The 15,897-nt window shown below is 60.5% G+C and carries 31 protein-coding genes and 1 pseudogene; 3 read left to right on the forward strand and 29 right to left on the reverse strand.

The window, feature by feature from the left end; all coding sequences use genetic code 11:
- The 26 genes and pseudogenes from RhoBH5_RS11670 to RhoBH5_RS11785 form a co-directional block, all read right to left on the reverse strand.
- A pseudogene (locus RhoBH5_RS11670) lies at positions 1–633 on the reverse strand (hypothetical protein); the annotation flags it as partial.
- 277 nt (positions 634–910) lie between these two features.
- Positions 911–1,882, reverse strand: coding sequence for a hypothetical protein (locus RhoBH5_RS11675; protein ID WP_270008306.1), 972 nt, complete (start codon positions 1,880–1,882; stop codon positions 911–913).
- On the reverse strand, positions 1,879–2,334 hold the full coding sequence (locus RhoBH5_RS11680) for a hypothetical protein (protein ID WP_270008307.1): 456 nt from the start codon (positions 2,332–2,334) through the stop codon (positions 1,879–1,881). Before RhoBH5_RS11680 ends, RhoBH5_RS11675 begins: the two co-directional genes overlap by 4 nt.
- On the reverse strand, positions 2,331–2,885 hold the full coding sequence (locus RhoBH5_RS11685) for a crossover junction endodeoxyribonuclease RuvC (RefSeq protein ID WP_270008308.1): 555 nt from the start codon (positions 2,883–2,885) through the stop codon (positions 2,331–2,333). The genes RhoBH5_RS11680 and RhoBH5_RS11685 overlap by 4 nt, the downstream gene beginning before the upstream one ends.
- Entirely contained in the window at positions 2,873–3,454 is a 582-nt protein-coding gene (locus RhoBH5_RS32670; RefSeq protein ID WP_442972456.1) for an NUMOD4 motif-containing HNH endonuclease, read from the reverse strand. Before RhoBH5_RS32670 ends, RhoBH5_RS11685 begins: the two co-directional genes overlap by 13 nt.
- Complete coding sequence (locus RhoBH5_RS11690; protein ID WP_270008309.1) at positions 3,451–3,738, reverse strand: zinc finger domain-containing protein; 288 nt, start codon at positions 3,736–3,738, stop codon at positions 3,451–3,453. The genes RhoBH5_RS32670 and RhoBH5_RS11690 overlap by 4 nt, the downstream gene beginning before the upstream one ends.
- A 186-nt stretch (positions 3,739–3,924) precedes the next feature.
- On the reverse strand, positions 3,925–4,245 hold the full coding sequence (locus tag RhoBH5_RS32675; protein WP_442972458.1) for a helix-turn-helix domain-containing protein: 321 nt from the start codon (positions 4,243–4,245) through the stop codon (positions 3,925–3,927).
- A 49-nt stretch (positions 4,246–4,294) separates the two neighbouring features.
- Positions 4,295–4,870 carry an HNH endonuclease gene (locus RhoBH5_RS11695; RefSeq protein ID WP_270008310.1) on the reverse strand — a complete coding sequence of 192 codons (576 nt, stop codon included), beginning with the start codon at positions 4,868–4,870 and terminating at the stop codon, positions 4,295–4,297.
- A gap of 150 nt (positions 4,871–5,020) precedes the next feature.
- On the reverse strand, positions 5,021–5,380 hold the full coding sequence (locus RhoBH5_RS11700) for a hypothetical protein (RefSeq protein ID WP_270008311.1): 360 nt from the start codon (positions 5,378–5,380) through the stop codon (positions 5,021–5,023).
- Entirely contained in the window at positions 5,377–5,523 is a 147-nt protein-coding gene (locus tag RhoBH5_RS11705; RefSeq protein WP_270008312.1) for a hypothetical protein, read from the reverse strand. Before RhoBH5_RS11705 ends, RhoBH5_RS11700 begins: the two co-directional genes overlap by 4 nt.
- Positions 5,520–5,861: a hypothetical protein gene (locus RhoBH5_RS11710; protein WP_270008313.1), complete on the reverse strand. Its 342-nt coding sequence runs from the start codon at positions 5,859–5,861 to the stop codon at positions 5,520–5,522. Before RhoBH5_RS11710 ends, RhoBH5_RS11705 begins: the two co-directional genes overlap by 4 nt.
- On the reverse strand, positions 5,858–6,034 hold the full coding sequence (locus RhoBH5_RS11715) for a hypothetical protein (protein ID WP_270008314.1): 177 nt from the start codon (positions 6,032–6,034) through the stop codon (positions 5,858–5,860). Before RhoBH5_RS11715 ends, RhoBH5_RS11710 begins: the two co-directional genes overlap by 4 nt.
- A gap of 136 nt (positions 6,035–6,170) precedes the next feature.
- Positions 6,171–7,142, reverse strand: a complete 972-nt coding sequence (locus RhoBH5_RS11720; RefSeq protein ID WP_270008315.1) for a hypothetical protein — start codon at positions 7,140–7,142, stop codon at positions 6,171–6,173.
- Between the two features lie 73 nt (positions 7,143–7,215).
- Positions 7,216–7,545 carry a hypothetical protein gene (locus RhoBH5_RS11725; RefSeq protein WP_270008316.1) on the reverse strand — a complete coding sequence of 110 codons (330 nt, stop codon included), beginning with the start codon at positions 7,543–7,545 and terminating at the stop codon, positions 7,216–7,218.
- Positions 7,542–7,811 (reverse strand): hypothetical protein, encoded by a 270-nt coding sequence (locus RhoBH5_RS11730; RefSeq protein WP_270008317.1) that lies wholly within the window; start codon positions 7,809–7,811, stop codon positions 7,542–7,544. The genes RhoBH5_RS11725 and RhoBH5_RS11730 overlap by 4 nt, the downstream gene beginning before the upstream one ends.
- Positions 7,808–8,836, reverse strand: a complete 1,029-nt coding sequence (locus RhoBH5_RS11735) for a hypothetical protein (RefSeq protein WP_270008318.1) — start codon at positions 8,834–8,836, stop codon at positions 7,808–7,810. Before RhoBH5_RS11735 ends, RhoBH5_RS11730 begins: the two co-directional genes overlap by 4 nt.
- The gene (locus tag RhoBH5_RS11740; RefSeq protein WP_270008319.1) at positions 8,823–9,668 is read right to left on the reverse strand and encodes a PD-(D/E)XK nuclease-like domain-containing protein; all 846 of its coding nucleotides are present in this window, start codon (positions 9,666–9,668) and stop codon (positions 8,823–8,825) included. Before RhoBH5_RS11740 ends, RhoBH5_RS11735 begins: the two co-directional genes overlap by 14 nt.
- Positions 9,665–9,835, reverse strand: a complete 171-nt coding sequence (locus RhoBH5_RS11745) for a hypothetical protein (protein WP_270008320.1) — start codon at positions 9,833–9,835, stop codon at positions 9,665–9,667. Before RhoBH5_RS11745 ends, RhoBH5_RS11740 begins: the two co-directional genes overlap by 4 nt.
- Positions 9,832–9,966 (reverse strand): hypothetical protein, encoded by a 135-nt coding sequence (locus RhoBH5_RS11750; RefSeq protein WP_270008321.1) that lies wholly within the window; start codon positions 9,964–9,966, stop codon positions 9,832–9,834. The genes RhoBH5_RS11745 and RhoBH5_RS11750 overlap by 4 nt, the downstream gene beginning before the upstream one ends.
- A gap of 1 nt (position 9,967) precedes the next feature.
- Positions 9,968–10,249 (reverse strand): hypothetical protein, encoded by a 282-nt coding sequence (locus RhoBH5_RS11755; RefSeq protein ID WP_270008322.1) that lies wholly within the window; start codon positions 10,247–10,249, stop codon positions 9,968–9,970.
- Positions 10,246–10,404: a hypothetical protein gene (locus RhoBH5_RS11760; RefSeq protein WP_270008323.1), complete on the reverse strand. Its 159-nt coding sequence runs from the start codon at positions 10,402–10,404 to the stop codon at positions 10,246–10,248. Before RhoBH5_RS11760 ends, RhoBH5_RS11755 begins: the two co-directional genes overlap by 4 nt.
- On the reverse strand, positions 10,401–10,628 hold the full coding sequence (locus RhoBH5_RS11765; RefSeq protein WP_270008324.1) for a hypothetical protein: 228 nt from the start codon (positions 10,626–10,628) through the stop codon (positions 10,401–10,403). The genes RhoBH5_RS11760 and RhoBH5_RS11765 overlap by 4 nt, the downstream gene beginning before the upstream one ends.
- Positions 10,625–10,978, reverse strand: a complete 354-nt coding sequence (locus RhoBH5_RS11770; RefSeq protein WP_270008325.1) for a hypothetical protein — start codon at positions 10,976–10,978, stop codon at positions 10,625–10,627. Before RhoBH5_RS11770 ends, RhoBH5_RS11765 begins: the two co-directional genes overlap by 4 nt.
- Before the next feature lie 110 nt (positions 10,979–11,088).
- Positions 11,089–11,274 (reverse strand): hypothetical protein, encoded by a 186-nt coding sequence (locus RhoBH5_RS11775; RefSeq protein WP_270008326.1) that lies wholly within the window; start codon positions 11,272–11,274, stop codon positions 11,089–11,091.
- Entirely contained in the window at positions 11,271–12,068 is a 798-nt protein-coding gene (locus tag RhoBH5_RS11780; protein ID WP_270008327.1) for a phage antirepressor KilAC domain-containing protein, read from the reverse strand. The genes RhoBH5_RS11775 and RhoBH5_RS11780 overlap by 4 nt, the downstream gene beginning before the upstream one ends.
- Entirely contained in the window at positions 12,065–12,271 is a 207-nt protein-coding gene (locus tag RhoBH5_RS11785; RefSeq protein ID WP_270008328.1) for a hypothetical protein, read from the reverse strand. Before RhoBH5_RS11785 ends, RhoBH5_RS11780 begins: the two co-directional genes overlap by 4 nt.
- An 81-nt stretch (positions 12,272–12,352) precedes the next feature.
- Between RhoBH5_RS11785 and RhoBH5_RS11790 the strand changes: the two genes are divergently transcribed.
- Entirely contained in the window at positions 12,353–12,571 is a 219-nt protein-coding gene (locus RhoBH5_RS11790) for a hypothetical protein (RefSeq protein WP_270008329.1), read from the forward strand.
- A gap of 144 nt (positions 12,572–12,715) precedes the next feature.
- Positions 12,716–12,922 carry a hypothetical protein gene (locus tag RhoBH5_RS11795; RefSeq protein WP_270008330.1) on the forward strand — a complete coding sequence of 69 codons (207 nt, stop codon included), beginning with the start codon at positions 12,716–12,718 and terminating at the stop codon, positions 12,920–12,922.
- A 90-nt stretch (positions 12,923–13,012) separates the two neighbouring features.
- On the opposite strand, the gene RhoBH5_RS11800 is transcribed toward RhoBH5_RS11795, so the two are convergent.
- From RhoBH5_RS11800 to RhoBH5_RS11810, 3 genes are all read right to left on the reverse strand, one after another.
- Complete coding sequence (locus RhoBH5_RS11800) at positions 13,013–13,786, reverse strand: phage antirepressor N-terminal domain-containing protein (RefSeq protein ID WP_270008331.1); 774 nt, start codon at positions 13,784–13,786, stop codon at positions 13,013–13,015.
- Complete coding sequence (locus RhoBH5_RS11805; protein ID WP_270008332.1) at positions 13,783–14,583, reverse strand: hypothetical protein; 801 nt, start codon at positions 14,581–14,583, stop codon at positions 13,783–13,785. Before RhoBH5_RS11805 ends, RhoBH5_RS11800 begins: the two co-directional genes overlap by 4 nt.
- A 73-nt stretch (positions 14,584–14,656) precedes the next feature.
- Positions 14,657–14,899 (reverse strand): hypothetical protein, encoded by a 243-nt coding sequence (locus RhoBH5_RS11810; protein WP_270008333.1) that lies wholly within the window; start codon positions 14,897–14,899, stop codon positions 14,657–14,659.
- Between the two features lie 435 nt (positions 14,900–15,334).
- Between RhoBH5_RS11810 and RhoBH5_RS11815 the strand changes: the two genes are divergently transcribed.
- Positions 15,335–15,895 (forward strand): PaaI family thioesterase, encoded by a 561-nt coding sequence (locus tag RhoBH5_RS11815; RefSeq protein ID WP_003945494.1) that lies wholly within the window; start codon positions 15,335–15,337, stop codon positions 15,893–15,895.
- Positions 15,896–15,897 lie beyond the last annotated feature (2 nt).

Below are 15,897 nucleotides of genomic sequence, written 5' to 3' on the forward strand. Positions count from 1 at the left end.
TAGTCGGCTCGTTTCCGGCAAGGTGAACAGCCGGTCGTCGATTTCGGACAGTCGATCCCGCTCCAGATCCCTCACCCGATGATGCGTCCAGCAGCGCGGGCAGCTCACGTAATCCTCGCCGCGCTCGACGTACAGGTCGGCCGAGCAGGTGAACGGTTGCCGCTCCTCGTCGTAACCCGCGTGCGGGCACGGTCCCTTGTACGACAACTCGGGAAGTCGGTCGACCGCTCTGCGGCACCGAGCAATCGCGTCGGTGATGCCGTCGTGCATCTCGGCAATGGCAGGCATCCATGCGAGATAGCCCGCGTGATCAGCAAGCCAGATGGCGGCCAGTTCGGCGTCGAGCGCAGTCTCGGTCGAGAGCCATGCCGGATCATGTTTGCGATGGCGTTGTGCGTGTACGGACTGTCGAAATTCGAAACTTTCCAACGCAGCGTTGAGTCCGTCGAGTTGTCCAGTTTCATCGGCAACAAGCCTTGCCCAGGTCGTGATTTCGTTCGTCAGACTATCGAGCGGGAACTGAGTTGGCCGGCGGTCAAACTTGTCCAGCCGGATCGGCAGGGCCGTTTCAGCGCTCTTTCCTCGAACCAGGCCGCTACTCATTCGATCGAGACGTGCCCGAGTGATGGTCATGTCCGACACAAGACCCGGCACTCGACGCAATTCCGCCCGAAGGGATTCCAGGCACTCGCCACACAATGCAAGGTTCTCGTTCACTGTGCGCCCACAGTTGTTGCATTCCGTTGTCATGAGACTCGACCTCCGCCACGCAGTTTGCCGATTTCGAGCTTGCCCTCGGCGATGAATCGCTCGGGACCGAAAACGGCCGAACGCCTTCGGTCTATACCTCGATTCTGCGTCCAGACCGTCCAAAGTGGCCGATAGAGACCAGTAGTCGACTTGTGAACGATCACCGGTGCCTCCTTCGTGAATTGGTGCGAGTTCTGCGCTGCTTTCCAACCTGCACGGCCCACATCGGCGGTGTCGTGCTCGGACGAGGCAGTGCGCGCTCTTGTGGTGTGCGAGTGTCGGGTTCGGGGTCACCTGCTAGCCACCTGCGCACGGTGACCGGTTCGTCGAGTACGCCAAGGTCACGGAGCCGATTGATCACGTATTGCATCCGGTTCAGCGATCTGCTCGCGGCATATGGACCTTCCCTTGGGAACTGCATCTCGGGAGAGATCGTCGGGCTCACAAACGAGAAGTCTTCGCCGTACCTGTACGGCCTGCCCTCGTCGATGATCACCTGCGCGGCCTCAACTCCCCGGACCGCCTGCTCTCTCGCAATAATGCGTTCAGCCTCAATGGGGCCGACGCCGAGGATGACGCGCTGAGGGAATGCGTACATGTATCTGTCGTCTTGCGCTCTCCACGGCTCACTCTCGATGCCGGGGTCACCAGGTTCTCGCATCTGCACGAACGGATTCGGGCGCGTTCTACCGAAGAACTCCGACCTCAATCGCATGAGACTGTCGAGCGTGTACGGATTCGACAGCGCCTGAGGCTCAATCCATCCGACATCGAGATAGCTCAACTCACTCGAACGCATCCGCTCGATCTGCCGCTTCGTCGCCCACGGGCCGATGAAATTCGATCCGGGGCAGAGAACTTCGCTGTCGTCGTCGGCGTAGCGATAGTCAGGATCGATCACCGATTCGGCGTAGCCCGTTTCACCTTCACCGAGGTACTCCAACCGGCGAGACTCTTGCTGATACACCCGACGCATCTCTTCCATGCGTGCAGTGATCTTGAGCCCGTGCCAGTCCTCGCCGCAGTGCCAGCACCGATCTTGAGACGCGTTGTAGTCGTATCCAGTTCGCTGGCTGTAGCTGCTGAGCTGCTCGTCGACCAGCGCGTCGATCTCGTCGATGATGTCGCTCATTTCTGCCCCCATTCTTTGCCGCACTTGCAGATTCGGATTGTTGCGAACCGTGTTTCGTTGACTGGTTCTGCGATCGGATATTCGGGCGCGCTGTCAATCACCCTGGACGTGTGCCCGCCCCACGACGTGATCGTTTGCGTCCACGTGTTGCGTTCAATCCATGCCGTTCGACCACTGTTCCAGGCGAGCCAATCTTGGCGAATCCATGGAAGCGGTTCTCGCATTGCATGACAGTCGAATTCGCCGCAACTCGGGCAATGTGTCCACGCCTCGAATTGATCGGTCGCAAGTTCTGGTTCCAGTTTTCGTCCGGTCAGTGCCTCGAAGGTCACTCCGGCAGCCTCCAGACGCTTGGTGGTCGATCGGAGGTTCAATTCCAATAGCGCCCAGGCGATCATGATCACGATCATGATCACGATTGCGACGATGAGAATCACCCGTAGCCAGATCATCGCTTCACTCCTGTCCAGTTCACATTCGGCGAAAAGTGGTGCACCATTTCGGGTTCGTGCCAGCCGAGACGCATTGCCCCCATCGTCGCGAGTGCCAGCGCGTCAGCTTCGTTGTCGTTGCGGACCCTCGCGTGCGGCCATAGATCACGCATGGCGTTGACGACCTCGCGCTTGTCCGCCCTGCCGTCGCCCGTTGCGTACTTCTTGAGCGTGGTCGCGCTCACCTCGACGACCGGGATTTTTCGACGCGCCAGGAACTCGACGAGCGCGTAGTAGAGCGCGCATCGCTCCTGGTAGAGACCTGCGAACTTCGGAGCGCTGAACGGCAACGCTTCGATGACGACGAGGCAGACGCTCGGGGGCATCGAACGGATGATGCGATCGCGTTGGTCGACGATCCGGATGCTTCGCTCGGCGAGGGTCGCCGATTCTGACCCGCTCACGCCGACGGTGTTGAGCTTCGGGATATTCGGGCTGTCAGCATTTTTCGGATGGCTCAGGATTGCTACACCGGCCGCCGTCAAAGAGGGGTCCAAGCCTACGATGTGCATTCAAGGCTCCTCTGCGTGAATTCGCCGGTCATAATTCGCCGATAGAACCGATCGGACGTTTCCTGGAAATCGAGGTGCGGCCGGCTGTGTGCGATGTAGCGGCGAGCCTTGTTGCAAGCCAGGCACGGACGAGAACCTGAGCGCCTTCCGTAATTGCAGAGATTCGGGTCCCGAAGGTCGTGACCGTGAGGGCATTTCGTCTTGGCGGCTTGCGCATGCGTTCCGTGCGCGACTGCGTCACGCTGATTCGCCGACCGCGTATCCCAGCGGAGGTTGCTTGCTCGGTTGTCGGTCCTAACGCCGTTGTTGTGACATGCCTCCATGCCATCTGGTCTTGGTCCGGTGAACGCCTCGATCACGAGGCGATGGACAAACTTCGTGCTACGGCGACCGCGCTTGTAGAGGGTGACGGTCAGGTGTCCCGAGCTGACTGAGGGGTAGGCAACCCGTAGTCGTCCCGTTCGTCGGTGACCCCGCGCATCGGTGCGACTCACACTTCGAACTTCGCCGAGGTCGCTAACTTCGTAGATGCCTTCGTAGCCGACTACCGCACGCCATTGCCCCGTCACCGCTCTCGCTCCGATCCCTCGATAGCGGTTTTTGCCGCCTGGTTGCCCTCAGGGCGGCTTGGAGGAGCAAGGTTGGGCTCCTGTGCCCGATCGGCATTCAAACGCTGCTGACGCTCTGCGTGGCGAATTCGGTTGAGATGTGCCGGGAAGTTGACCAACGGATGCTTGACGCCGTGGAGGTCTGTCGTGGTGCACACCTCGTTCGGGCGAGAGCCGCAATGACGGCAACGAACCGTGAGCGCGAGCCGCTGCTCCATCTCCTGATCCATGGATGGATTTCTCATCACGGGACACCCACCTGTGCACAACTCGCAATCGACCCCGCGCTAAAAGATTGGTTTCTTTTGGGTTCGGAAGGACTGGGTGGTACCACAGTCCCACCTTCGCGGTACTGCAGTCCCACCTTTCCGGACCACAGTCCCACCTTTCTCGAGCCGTTCGGACGAGTTATCCACAGGGTGTGAGAGTAGTTATCCACAGGGTGTGGACGAGCTGAATGGTGGGACTGCAGTACCAGCTTTGCCAGGAGCGACGGCAGCGGTGAGGTAGGGCAATTTGAATGTCGTCGCCCTCCCTCGGTACGCGAAGACTGGGCTGCCGTCCGACTTGAAAGCGACCGGAAGTCGAGGATCGATGCCAAAGGAGGCGAGCTTGCGAATCGACTTGCGCAAACCTTCCTCGGAGATCCCGATTCGCCCGGCGAGTTCAGCTGCTGTGCGCCAGCAGGTACGGTCGCCAGCGTCCGCCCACTCGGCGAGCGCCAGGAGCACGAGCCGCTCCGTCGGGGCCATCCACTCGGGGGCTGTATCGAAAACCTCTTTGACGAGCTGCCAGGCCACATCACTCGTCTCCCATGGTCGAAATCAGCTCCACGAGCTCCTGTGCCTGTTCGCGCAGTTCCCGCGCGACAGTCCAGCAGCACCCGCAGAAGTACTTCCACTTGTTGGCCGTCGCTGCGCCCATCGCCCTGGGGATCAGCTCGATCATGTCCCGATCAGACAATCCGGCGCGAGCGAACTGGTCGAGCGACGAACGCCAGTCAATCGGCAGCTGAGTTGACGAAAACTGATGTGGCGCTGCAAGTATCCACTCCGTCTCGAAGCGTTCGTTTCGGGCGCGTTTCTGAGACTCGCTGTCGGCGCGACGATTTGCTGCCATCTCCATTGCGATCGACCAGTGGAGTGCCTTCTCGCTGACGTCCGCGACGGTTGCAGCATCGACCGGGGTGGCACTCTTTCCGGAGTTGCAATCGAAGCATGCGGCAACGAGGTTCGATGGATCATCGCTACCGCCAAGGGCTGTGGCGATGACGTGATCGACGACGATCTTCACGTCGGGTGCAGACGCTCCGCAGTACCTGCAGGTGTATGAATCTCTGCGTAACACTTCAAATCTGAGTCTCTTGGAGACGGCCATCTCGTGACTCCTTTCGGTCGAAATCTATTGAAATCGGGATTTCATGCCCGGACATGGGGCACGTATTGCCCAATGTGTCGCGGTGCCGGCACGTGCTGCGGTCGTCTGCAATCGCGACGGATCGGCAACACACTGGGCATCGGTCGGCGGTCATCCCGTGCTTCCTGGAGTGAAGAGGATGGTGAAGTCCTCGCCCTCGGGGTTTTCGAGTTCCCAGAGTTCGATCTCGTAGTCCAATCCAGGGATGAACCAGTCCTTTTCGGATTCGCGGACGGCGATGGTTCCGCCTTCGTTGTTACGGATGACTACTCCGATTGGCAGCGAACCGAGTTCACTGAACTTCACCGTGCGAGGCTTCGACCAGCCAGCGTCTTCCAGGCCCATTGCGATTCCGTGGGCGATGACGTTTCTGCGCTGCTCACCCATACTCTCGGCTGTGACAAGTAGGTCGAATACCTTCTCGGCCAGTTCGTCTCTCGCGGGTGTGGCCTGTGATCGGATCTCACTCACAACGACTCCTCGGAAGGCTTGGCGAGGCGACGCCCTAGTGCTTCGGCGTCCGACACCAACTCTTCGGCCTGTTCAGCCGTCAATCCGCAGTCGATCAGGTCTCGCGTCGCGAGCTCCCTTATCGCTTGGCTGTATTCGCTCATTGCTGTTCCCCTTCCAAAGCTGCGCGGCCCTTCAATGCCGCGAGTACGTCACACGCGAAGACTCTGATGTTCCAATGCTTTTGCCGTGCCGCGTTGTAGCGCCCGGTGTCATGGCAGAGGGACTGCGCTTCGGTGATCCGCGCTTCCAACTCCGCCATCCGCCCGTTGGTGTGCTGCTCCACCACCAACGCCACATGCGCGGGATGGTCTTCTTCTGCCCCTTGCCATCCGCACAGGCATCCGTCGTACTCCGTCTCTGCCTGATAGTGCGGGCCGTCGACGCCAAAGAGTTGGATCTTGTGCGCTGCGATGAGGTCGGTCAACCCCGGATCAGTCATAGCGCACCGCCTGGAGTTGCTTCGAGTCCGTGGCAGAACGTGAGCCACCAGTCGCACGTCAGATAGCCATGGTAGAGCGGGTAGTCATGCCGCCAGCGGTGTTCAATCAATCTGATCGGCCGCATGCAGTTGTCGCACGTGTCGGTGAGCCCTGCATCAAAGGTGTTGGTCATCAGCAGCTCCCGTCGCAGATGCAGGCGTAGCAGGCGTCGCATGTCGCTCTCCCGGCCGGACACTCACCTAGGGCGATTCCGTCGGCGTCCACGGGCTCGTCGCACTCGCGGCATACGTTCCTCGGATCAGGCGCGGTCACGACGACACCTCGTCATAGGTCGCGGCGAACACGTCAGGCCTGCAGGGGTAGAACTCGCCCCGGACGCCCTTGATGATCCAGTCACCCTCACGCACGTTCACCCAGGTGTCGTGCAGCCGATCGTGAATGACGGCGCTGTAGCCTTCGCTGCGTCGCTGGTCGACCTCGTTGCCGGGGATCGGCTCCAAATCCTCGTCGTAGCAGTTGAATACCTCGTAAGAGTCATCTTCGCCGAGGACCATGAAGTCGGTGGCGACCATGTGCGGTGTGCCATCTTCCTTGCGGGAGGTAACGTGCTGAGTCCACTCCCACAGCGCGTCGGCGGTCTCATATCCACCGTCCCACTGCATCGCCTCTACCTCGACGGGCTTCTTGCGGAACTTGGTCGGCACCTCCGCTTTCGTCTCCTCCTCGGCGGGTACAGCAGGGGCGGGGTCAGGATCGGGCGAGTCGACCAGTTTCCAAGCGCCGTAGTGAACATCGCGGGTGACCAGTCGGCCACCGACGATGCAGTCGAGAGCCTCCTCGGTACCGCCACGATCCCAATCGATTTCGAACACCCGGTCACCGACTTCGCTCATGACCGCGAATTGAGTTTGCGACCACGGCTCGGTGATCTCATCAGTTCCGAGTGTCAACTCAATCGGGGTGCCAGCAGCATCAGGCGTCTCGACCGGATGCCCTTCACAGACCTCGAAGCAGTCACCATCGGCGGATTGGGTGGTTGCCTCGGCGGGTTCGGTTGCCGGGAACAGGGCGCGCCTGCGCAGTCCGCGAAGGATCGAACGGACGCCAACTCGGGTGTCATCACGTTGCTCCTCGGTGCGGTCCTCCCATCCGATCACCGACGGCTGATCATCATCGGACTCGGTGTCCTGCCAGCGGGTGTACGCGGACTGCTGCGAGGCTTCCCATGCGAGATGGGAGAGCGTTTCAACGAGAGCGGGATCGAAATTAGCTGTGCTCATTGTGGATAACTCCTGTGCATAGGCGGGCCGCCGCCAATACGACGGCGGCCCAGGGATCTACTGCGGGGGTTGGCTAGTCGCCAGCGGAGAACTGTGGTCCCTGGCCGATGCCAACGACGTTCGAGGGGGATTCGTGGTCGTCAGAGGGCTCGGAATCGAAGAGGCTGGGGTCTTCCTCATCGCCTTCGTAGATCGCCTCGCTGACGCCTCTGACAACCTTGGTGATGCTGACCGTCATCGTGCGCTTGACGCCATTGGTCTGCTTTTCGCGGGAGTCGCCCTTGATGGTTCCCATGACGGTGAAAACGACCTTGGTGTCGACCTCCTCCATTTCGAACATCTCGGCCGACGAGCCTGCGAACTTGACGTGAGCTTCCTCGATGAGGGGGTTCTGCTCGGTCACTGTGAATCTCCTTCTGTTGTGGGGCTTATAGGTCTGCTGGACATCTCTTCGCCTTCGCCGATCCAGCCGCCGTCTGGGGTGGTAGTGGTGAACCGGCGGTGCGTCCTGATGAATCCGCCGCTCTCGCTGACTTTTTCGTAGGTCACCGTGCGAATGCGCCTAGGCTTTGGCTTCGGTTTCGTTGCCAGTCCATGCTTAGAGCGGAAGTAGTTCTCCGCCGTTGTCGCAATGTTGGCCAGAACCTCTTCGGCTGTGGACGCAGTCATGACGCGGCCTGCTTCGCCTGCTCAGCCTCGAGGAACTCGGTCATCTCGGTCATCTCGCCGTCGGTCAGATCGCTAAATGCCGTGACGTTCTTCTTGAACTCGCCAGACAGGTAGCCGAACTGCTCGGCTTCGTCGGCCTTGCCTTCGCGGACGAGAGCTGCGATGAGACGCTCTCGGATTGTCGGGGCGCTGACCTGCGCAGTGTCCGGTTTTGCAACGGGATTTGAGGCGGCTTTGACTTCGTCTGCAGTTACGCGTGCGGGCGGAAAGACTTCGTTCTTGTCGAGGCCGTCGCGGGTGATCGAGACGAACGTGATGCCCATGTCGGCGACGTTCGCGGCCGTCCAGGAACCCTTGCTCAGTCCGAGCTTCTGTTCGAGCTGCTCGACCTTGATTCCGATCCTCGCGAATGCACTGACCATGTCGGAGACGCGCTCGGATAATGGCTTGCCTTCGCCCTTTTCAAGTGTTGCTCGGCAGAGATCCTGAGCTTCTTCGGTGAAGTACCGAGGCAGGACCGTCGAGATGCATTCGCGGACAGCGCGTGCGCCGACGTTCTGGTTCGACAGGTAGATGTCGCCGAGGTCGGTGAGTTTGCGGCGCTGCCTGTTGGCCATGCGGGCGTGAGGGGCGATGAACGTACGGGTCGAACGAGTGTTGGTTTGCACATCCCATGCGAATGCCTGAATCTCAGAGTGCCCGGCCTCGTCGTCGCGACTGAGTTCATGGACGCCGTACTGGATGTTTCCCCAGACCCGGGCGAGTTCTCGCATGAGGTGCACCGTTGGGCCGGTGCCACGGTTGGGCACGTCGTAGAACGCGTGGTTTGCCATCGAGAGGCGACCGCACACATCACGCATCTCGGCTTCGGCGCGCTGCATGTCGCGAGGCATGTTCTGTGCCACCACGACTGCGGCCTGGACTTCGGCGACCGCTCGCGACTGCTCGATCGCCGTCGCCTGACTGACTGCGGTCCTCGGCGCCGGCGGTTGGGCTACAGGCTGGTATCGCTCAGGACTGGACATTGGTGAGTTCCTCGTTTCGGTTGTAGATCCACGGCGGGAGGTCGACGAGTTTGATGTCATCGCCATAGCCCGGCCAGATGCCTGTTTGCATGCAGGTCGCGTAGCTCTCGATGGCGATTCGGTTCAGTTGGCTGCCGAGTTCGAGTGCGTCGGGTGCAAGCTCGACGACGTTCACCAGGTAGGGCGCTTCCTTCTCTTGGACCACGAACAGGAAGGCGGGATTGGGGTCGAGTCCGAGTTCTCGTACGCCATCGAGATACCAGGGGGCCTGGCAGTGGTAGCCGTAATCTCCTGCAGACTTGGCGAAGTCGTCCTTGTCGGCGGAGTTCGCGCTCTTGTAGTCAACGAGGATCATTCGGGAACCGGTGGGGTTGGGCATCCAGTCGGGACGGGCTCGGCGCATGATTCCGGTGGCTTGATCTCGCCAGTAGAGCGACTGTTCCGGTTTGCCGTTGCTGAGCAGTTGGGCGGCAGTCGGGTGCTCGCGCACTGCTGTTGCCATGGCGTGGACTTTCTCCAGATCCTTGGTCAGGAGGGGGATCTTGCCCGATTGGTGGGCGGCTTCCTTGGCGTCGCGAGCGGCCTTGGTGCGCCAGTCGTTCGCCTTGACTTCGAGGATCTTCATGCCGACGCCGAGTACCTCTTTATGGACGGCATGACCGAAGTCGAACTCGTCCTTGAAGATCGGGTGGTCCTGGTTGTGGCGGAACTTGGCGGGCGAGGACGGAGGAAGGAGGCTGCGGGCACCGGATGACGAGAGGGAGTTTCGGTCGGCGTGGTAGGCGGTGTCGGGAACTCCGTCGTAGACGCCGGGTTCGGTTGGTGCGGTCATTGATTCACTCCTGTCATGACCTCGATGGGATGGAGACCGCCATAGACGTGCTGCCAGGTTTCCTTTGAATTGGCGACGTCGACGGTGAGTCGATAGCAGTCGACGCGAATCTTGTTGCCTTCACGGGTCGTAACGACTCGGTTGAATCCATCTGTGTGCTCGCTCATCGTTGCCACTCCGGTCCGTCGTCGCGGGGGTCGTACTCATGGAAGGGATCAGGATCGGCGGGAAGGCATTCCTCGGAGAATGGGTCCACGCCGAGGTCGAGGTGTTGGTATCCGTCTGTGGGGGTTGCCATGTCACACTCCGTTCTTGTGGTCGGTCATGTCGTAGGCGTGATCCATTGCGGCGCCGAATTCGGGAGCGTGCTGCAGCTGAGTGGCGACCTCGTCGGCAACGAGGTGGATCATCGAGTCGTCGCCACTGGGAGTGGTGATCTCGATGTATGCGGTAGCGAGGCCGAGCGCCTTTGCGTTCGCGAAGGTGTCCATCGGCGTTTGAGTCCAGGGGCCGAAACCTTCGACCTTGGGTAGGTTTTCGACGATCTCGAAGATGACACCCTCGGCATCGAGGTCGCTCATGACTTCGGCCATCCAACGTCGAGGGTTTGACGGTGCCGCGCCTCGAATGCCATCGCGGTTTCGATGACCAACTTCGCGCCCTCGTAGTCGTCCGCCTCGGCGAGATCGAGTGCGTGCGCGTCGAGGGCCTCGGCCATTGCACGGAGGTCTTTCATCTCTTCCCCCCGGTGGTCATCGAAATATGAAGTACTGCGCGGAGAATCGCATTTTCGGTGAGCAAATCGCGACACGTTGCCTGTTCGATGCGGAGCGACACATAGAAAATCGTCATGCAGGCCGTGATGACTGCGGTGTTCCAATGAGTTGCGATCAGCGACAGGATGGCCGAGAGTGTCGTAACGACGACGAATATCCAGTCGAACCAACGGAGGGACTTCATGCCGACACCCATGAAGCCCATATAACGAATCCGAAAAACGCTGCGAGAGAAAGGCATGTGATCCAGGTCAGGAGCGCTGACCGCATGTCGTTGGCAACTGCCTGGACTTCCTCGGTGGTGAACTCGGCAACCTCGGGATCAGTTTCAGGCTCATCGTGGAAGTCGCGACGTGCGAGCTGGCCGGCCGCGAGGGCTTCCGCTTCGATGTCGATGCCGTGGTTGCGCGTGTACTGCTCGGGGTCACTCTGAATCTCCATCGCGACGTGATTGCGCCAGACCTCAGCGGCGATCTCGGGCTCACGAATCTCGGACAATGGAGGGAGATGAATGGGGTTTTGGACATGCGTCATCGCGGAGGGTCCTGTCTTGGGGGAATGAATGGGAGAGATTGGGCCGGTGGCGCCGACTTCCGGTCATCTGGGCCGGGTAACGGTCTTACTGGGGTGACGCCACCGGGGCTTTAGGGGGCAGAGCTGAATCGTTCGGATTCGAAGACGTGGAGTTCGTCGCCGTACGCGGAATCCGTTCCGCCGCCGACGTATACGAATCGGAAGTAGCCGCCGTAGTTGCGGTCGGACTTCTGGGCAGGCTTCACGCGTTCGACGATTGCGATGGGGATTCCGTCGTAGGCGAGGGTGTTGGTCATCGCTGCACTCCGTAATCTTTGAGGATTCGCTGAATACCCTTGGGGGTGACGCGGGGCTGCGGGGGATCGAGGACGAGTACGCCGGTCTTCGGGTGGTAGTGCGACTGCGGCAACTCGGCCATGTATCCGGTGTTCAGTGCCGTTTGTCGGACTCGCCACTTGCCGTCGCCCTGGTGTCGGTAGATCCAACCGCGTTCGTTCAGGTCGTTGAAGAGTCGGTTGCGGCCAGTGACGGCACCTGCTCGTGAAATGACCTTTGCGGCGTCGGCGACTTCGTAGTCCCCGGTCGCGTCGAGGATCTTGTCAGCGACGATGGCCTTGGGTTCGAGGACGGCGATCACTGCATCCTTCGCTGCGATCATGGCTTGGGCTTCGATGACTGCATGCGCAAGGAGTTCGGGTCCGGTCAGCGCTGCGGGCTTCGGGGCAACCTCGGCCTCGCGGGTGCGGATGGCAAAGTAGGCCTGGGCTGCCGCGACTGCAGGCTTGCGAGGATCACCATTCATGGCCACGAGGTAGCAAGCGAAGCGGGCAAGCTGAAAATCCTCACGCGGTCTGCCTCCACCCTTTTCACGGTCAACCGTGAAAAGGGTGGCGATGTCCTGGCCTTGATTTTCAGCAGACGAGCGAGCCCGACCGATAGCGGGAAGGAAGTGCTGCCAGGTCGGGTAGCCGAGCAGTGGCATGAGGTCGCGTGCCGACCAGAACTCGGTACCGTCCGGGCGGATGCGACGGATTGCGTCGAACGGAGACTCGTCGTCATCCTGATTGAAGAGGTTCAGGTCGGCGCTCATGCCGCACCGCCAGCGACGCGCTTGCGGATCTTGGACTGCACAGCCTCGACGGCACGCTCGGCGTCTTCGAGATTCCTTGACGCCGCTTGATGTGCGATGCGAGCTGATCGGTGATCGCGCCTGGCTGCACTCTCCGCCTGAAGTGCTGTGCGCAGTTGGTTGGAGAGGTCAATGTGGACGAGATCGACTCCGGCATTGGCCACGGGGGCTGCTGTTTCAACCCCCGTGACCTGCCCGTCTCCTACAGTTGCGGTGCTAGTTCCAACTACTGAAGGAGAAGAATTGTGACCGAGTACAGCGCCGACAGTGTCATTCCCGAGGAATTCCCACTGGCTCGGCGACTGCAGGCCTCCGCGAACAAGGCCGGGGCCAGTCTTGCCAACTTCCGAATCGGCAGCCCTCCCGCGCGTCCCGCTGACCCGCCCATGCAGGCGCTCGTCAACATCATTGCCGAACTGGAGCGGCGAGTGATCGATCTCGAATCCAAGGGTGGCCAGGACTGACTGAATTCCCTCCCCCAGGATGGCTCGTATGTCGCCGTAAGCAAGGGGGTTGTCGGCGTCGGTTGCGGGAGCCGATTCAGCTCCCGCAACCTGCCCGTCTCCTACGCTGTGTGTGCCAACACCATCAACAGAAGGAGAAGATTTGTGAGCCTCGACGGAAGCAAGGACATCCCCAATGAAGCCGTTCGTGCGAAGAAGCTCAAACGGGTCATCGACAACTTGAGCCTGAACGGACGGGATACTCAGGCGCTGACTGCTGCCGCAATGGGTGCAGTAATCCTTGCCGGAGCCTTGGAGGTTGAGGTCATCGAGCTTCGTCACAGACTTGCCGCGCTCGAATCTCGCAACTAAAGCCTTGTCGATCTCCTCGCTCACGATGGCGCGCACGTCGTCGTGGGTGAGGGGGTTGTGTGGTGCCGTAGAATTTGGCATCTGAGTCTCCTAAACCAGGGTCAACGGGGCGTAGTGCTCGGACCAAACCTGTTCGAGCAGTGGACGATCCGCTTCGGTGTACGCAAGAACTTCGCGGGTCTGTCCGTTCGGCAAGGTGAGCGGATACTTCTTCGGCTCGTTGCCAGTCGCCTCGATGTACGCCTTCTTGACTTTCTTGCCGAACTGGCTGGCGATGGACGAGATGCGAGCGCGGGAAGCATTCTTCGACGCGAGGAAGTCCTTGCAGTACAACGGTGTCCGTGCGGGATCGAGCTGGGCACCCTCACCGAGTCCATAGGCGATAAGGACGCGCGCCTTCGCTTCGAGATGGTCAGGGTGAATCAAACCCTTCGCGGCCTGAAGTAGTTCCATGCGCGCTCGGGACTGGAAGATTTGCGCGTTGATCTGATGCTCGTCGGCGCGAGGGTTGATCGCTGCACCCTTGTTGAAGTAGGCATCGAGGGCGTCGGCGGCCTCGGCCTGGAGTGCGATGAGGATTGGACGAACCTCATCCTTGACGCGGTTCTCGTCGAGGGTGGCGAGGTACATCGTAAGAGTCTTGCGATCGACGCCCACCATTTCGTACGTCTTGCCGTCCGCTCCAGTTGTGTTGAATTTCGACACGACTGCCCACGACTTCGCCTTCAGCTTCTGGAGCTGCGCCGAGTAGGCCATGCCGAGCATGTCGACGATCGGACGGAATGCGGCGATCGCCTTACCGTCAATCTCGGCCGCGAGGATTCCGGGGGTGTCGGCAACGGGGATGTTCGTCAGAGTGCTCATGCCGCACCGCCATCGAGGTAGGCGTCGAGCAGTCGGGCGTCGGTCACGGGGGCTGTGTGCTCAACCCCCGCGACGTCGCCTTCTCCTACGCTGTGAGCGCCAGCATCAACAACAGAAGGAGAAGTTTCGTGGACGGAGCGCAGATCGTCTTTGCGGTCATCACTGCGGTACTCGGCGGGGGCGGCTTCATTGTCGGCGGCGTAGGACTGTTCGTCGCGGTCCGCGCTTACAAGCTCTCCAAGGACGCGAACCGCATTGCGAAGGCTGGTGCCGATTCGGCCTCTGATGCGGTCAGGGAGGCTGAGAAGGCAAATCGCATCGCGAAGGATGCGAACGACCTGGCAGGCGACTCGAATGCGATCGCGCAACGGGCCGTCGCAATTGCGCAGGACCGCGTTGAATACAACTGGGTCTTCGATGTCGATGACAACGGGGTTGCCGTTGTGCTCAATGACTGCGCCCATGATGCTTTCAATGTCGCCGTTGTTGTAGACGTGGGTGGTGAAGTGGTAGCGGACGCGGTTGTCGACGCTGTATCGCAGTTCGGAAAGGTCAGTCTCGATGTCAAGAGCGCATTCGAGCAGCACCTCGAACGTGTGCGAAGTAGTCCGACCAGGGATGCTCGCGAGATCATCTTCTTGGGCCCGGGGAAGTCGATCGACACGATCTTCAGGGCTTCGATCGATTGGAAAACTGGCGAGGATGTCGCGCGTCACTGCACAGTTGAGTATGTCGTGCGCCATCGCAATCACCTCAATGGGATGAAGCGGTTGTAGTGGTGCCGTAGAATCACGCATCAGAGTTCCTTTCTGGGGGATGGCCCGTCCGGTGGTGAGAGACCGGGCGGGCATTTTTTGTGGGGTGGACTAATCAGGAAGCCATCGTGTTGTGCGGCTTGAATCGGTGAGGCTCTGGCCGAAGTTCCTTGCGCTGCGGTGCATTTGGGAACCAACGTCGCAATGTTGCATGCGAGACCGGGTATCCGGTGATGTCGTTGATCTCGTCTGCGAGGAGCCGCCAACCTGCTCCTGCGCGGCGGCGCTGCGATACGAATGCGGCCAGGCTTGTTCCGGTAAGTCGCGACTCGATGAGTTCACGTGCTGCGGTTGCCATGGGAAGAAATGTCGCATTGCGACATGGGAATGTCAACGCGACACATGCATGCCAGTTCGCCTATGTGCAGCTCGTCACGTAACAAAGTGTTGCAAACATGCCTAGGCGGTGGCATCATTCTGTGCATGACAGCTGCACATGAATCCCCCCGCAGTCGACGCCCGGTCGATTCCCTGCCGAACCGGCTCGTACTCATCCGGTCGGAGCAGGGTCAAATCCGAGGCACGACGAGCCTCTCCATAAACGAGGCGTCATTTGCATGCGGCATTACGCCGCGCGTCTGGGGTCACATGGAGAAGGGGAGGGATTCCCATGACCTACTGGGGAACCTTAAGAGGATTGCTGACACTTTTGGTTATGACTTGATGTGGCTAAGCTACGGCGGTCAACTTGAGCCTGCGGGTGGTCCAGATGGTGGCGTTAAAGCCCATTCCCATGAGTAGTACCTGGACCCTGCCTGATGACCTGACTGTCCCGGAGCCGGTCGAATTCTTTCCGGCCGCCGGCGAGAAGCTGCCTCAGCACTGGTCGAAATGCTTCGGCTGCGGCGACGACCAGCCTGCGGGAATGGCGATGAGTTTCAGGGCTGGTAACGGACTGGAAGTGACCGGTCGTCTGGAGGTCGCCAAGAAGTATCAGGGCGGTCCAGGTGTCATTCACGGCGGCATTCTGTCGACGGCATTCGACGAGGCTCAAGGTATGGCATGTATGGCTCTCGGCTCGCCGGTGGTGACCGGGCACCTCGAGATCGACTTCGCCCGGCCGATCCCGTTGGGATCGGTGCTCGAATTCCGGGCTCGCATCGACGGCGTTGTACGCCGCAAGGTCTACACCAGTGCAGAAGCGGTGATCGTCGAAGGTCCGACAGCGGATCCGGACACGGTGGTGGGAACCTCCCGGGGACTGTTCCTGACCATCACCTCGGAACACTTCGCCAAGACCAAGGAGTTCGTGGACGGCGAACCGACGTCCCCGTTCGGCACCTCGTCGGTCTGACG

Source organism: Rhodococcus sp. BH5 (assembly GCF_027583855.1).
Classification (GTDB): domain Bacteria; phylum Actinomycetota; class Actinomycetes; order Mycobacteriales; family Mycobacteriaceae; genus Rhodococcus_F; species Rhodococcus_F qingshengii.

Coding starts and splice junctions, on each gene's coding strand:
- RhoBH5_RS11730 (WP_270008317.1), bottom strand. CDS start 7,811: ATGACTGCGTCCACAGCCGAAGAGGTTCTGGCCAACATTGCGACAACG.
- RhoBH5_RS11675 (WP_270008306.1), bottom strand. CDS start 1,882: ATGAGCGACATCATCGACGAGATCGACGCGCTGGTCGACGAGCAGCTC.
- RhoBH5_RS11695 (WP_270008310.1), bottom strand. CDS start 4,870: ATGGCCGTCTCCAAGAGACTCAGATTTGAAGTGTTACGCAGAGATTCA.
- RhoBH5_RS11780 (WP_270008327.1), bottom strand. CDS start 12,068: ATGAGCGCCGACCTGAACCTCTTCAATCAGGATGACGACGAGTCTCCG.
- RhoBH5_RS11715 (WP_270008314.1), bottom strand. CDS start 6,034: ATGACCAACACCTTTGATGCAGGGCTCACCGACACGTGCGACAACTGC.
- RhoBH5_RS11800 (WP_270008331.1), bottom strand. CDS start 13,786: ATGAGCACTCTGACGAACATCCCCGTTGCCGACACCCCCGGAATCCTC.
- RhoBH5_RS11750 (WP_270008321.1), bottom strand. CDS start 9,966: ATGGCAACCCCCACAGACGGATACCAACACCTCGACCTCGGCGTGGAC.
- RhoBH5_RS11745 (WP_270008320.1), bottom strand. CDS start 9,835: ATGAGCGAGCACACAGATGGATTCAACCGAGTCGTTACGACCCGTGAA.
- RhoBH5_RS11760 (WP_270008323.1), bottom strand. CDS start 10,404: ATGAAAGACCTCCGTGCAATGGCCGAGGCCCTCGACGCGCACGCACTC.
- RhoBH5_RS11755 (WP_270008322.1), bottom strand. CDS start 10,249: ATGAGCGACCTCGATGCCGAGGGTGTCATCTTCGAGATCGTCGAAAAC.
- RhoBH5_RS11680 (WP_270008307.1), bottom strand. CDS start 2,334: ATGATCTGGCTACGGGTGATTCTCATCGTCGCAATCGTGATCATGATC.
- RhoBH5_RS11710 (WP_270008313.1), bottom strand. CDS start 5,861: ATGACTGATCCGGGGTTGACCGACCTCATCGCAGCGCACAAGATCCAA.
- RhoBH5_RS11765 (WP_270008324.1), bottom strand. CDS start 10,628: ATGAAGTCCCTCCGTTGGTTCGACTGGATATTCGTCGTCGTTACGACA.
- RhoBH5_RS11815 (WP_003945494.1), top strand. CDS start 15,335: ATGAGTAGTACCTGGACCCTGCCTGATGACCTGACTGTCCCGGAGCCG.
- RhoBH5_RS11770 (WP_270008325.1), bottom strand. CDS start 10,978: ATGACGCATGTCCAAAACCCCATTCATCTCCCTCCATTGTCCGAGATT.
- RhoBH5_RS11805 (WP_270008332.1), bottom strand. CDS start 14,583: ATGCGTGATTCTACGGCACCACTACAACCGCTTCATCCCATTGAGGTG.
- RhoBH5_RS11775 (WP_270008326.1), bottom strand. CDS start 11,274: ATGACCAACACCCTCGCCTACGACGGAATCCCCATCGCAATCGTCGAA.
- RhoBH5_RS11685 (WP_270008308.1), bottom strand. CDS start 2,885: ATGCACATCGTAGGCTTGGACCCCTCTTTGACGGCGGCCGGTGTAGCA.
- RhoBH5_RS11690 (WP_270008309.1), bottom strand. CDS start 3,738: ATGAGAAATCCATCCATGGATCAGGAGATGGAGCAGCGGCTCGCGCTC.
- RhoBH5_RS11740 (WP_270008319.1), bottom strand. CDS start 9,668: ATGACCGCACCAACCGAACCCGGCGTCTACGACGGAGTTCCCGACACC.
- RhoBH5_RS11705 (WP_270008312.1), bottom strand. CDS start 5,523: ATGAGCGAATACAGCCAAGCGATAAGGGAGCTCGCGACGCGAGACCTG.
- RhoBH5_RS32675 (WP_442972458.1), bottom strand. CDS start 4,245: ATGGCCCCGACGGAGCGGCTCGTGCTCCTGGCGCTCGCCGAGTGGGCG.
- RhoBH5_RS11810 (WP_270008333.1), bottom strand. CDS start 14,899: ATGGCAACCGCAGCACGTGAACTCATCGAGTCGCGACTTACCGGAACA.
- RhoBH5_RS11735 (WP_270008318.1), bottom strand. CDS start 8,836: ATGTCCAGTCCTGAGCGATACCAGCCTGTAGCCCAACCGCCGGCGCCG.
- RhoBH5_RS11720 (WP_270008315.1), bottom strand. CDS start 7,142: ATGAGCACAGCTAATTTCGATCCCGCTCTCGTTGAAACGCTCTCCCAT.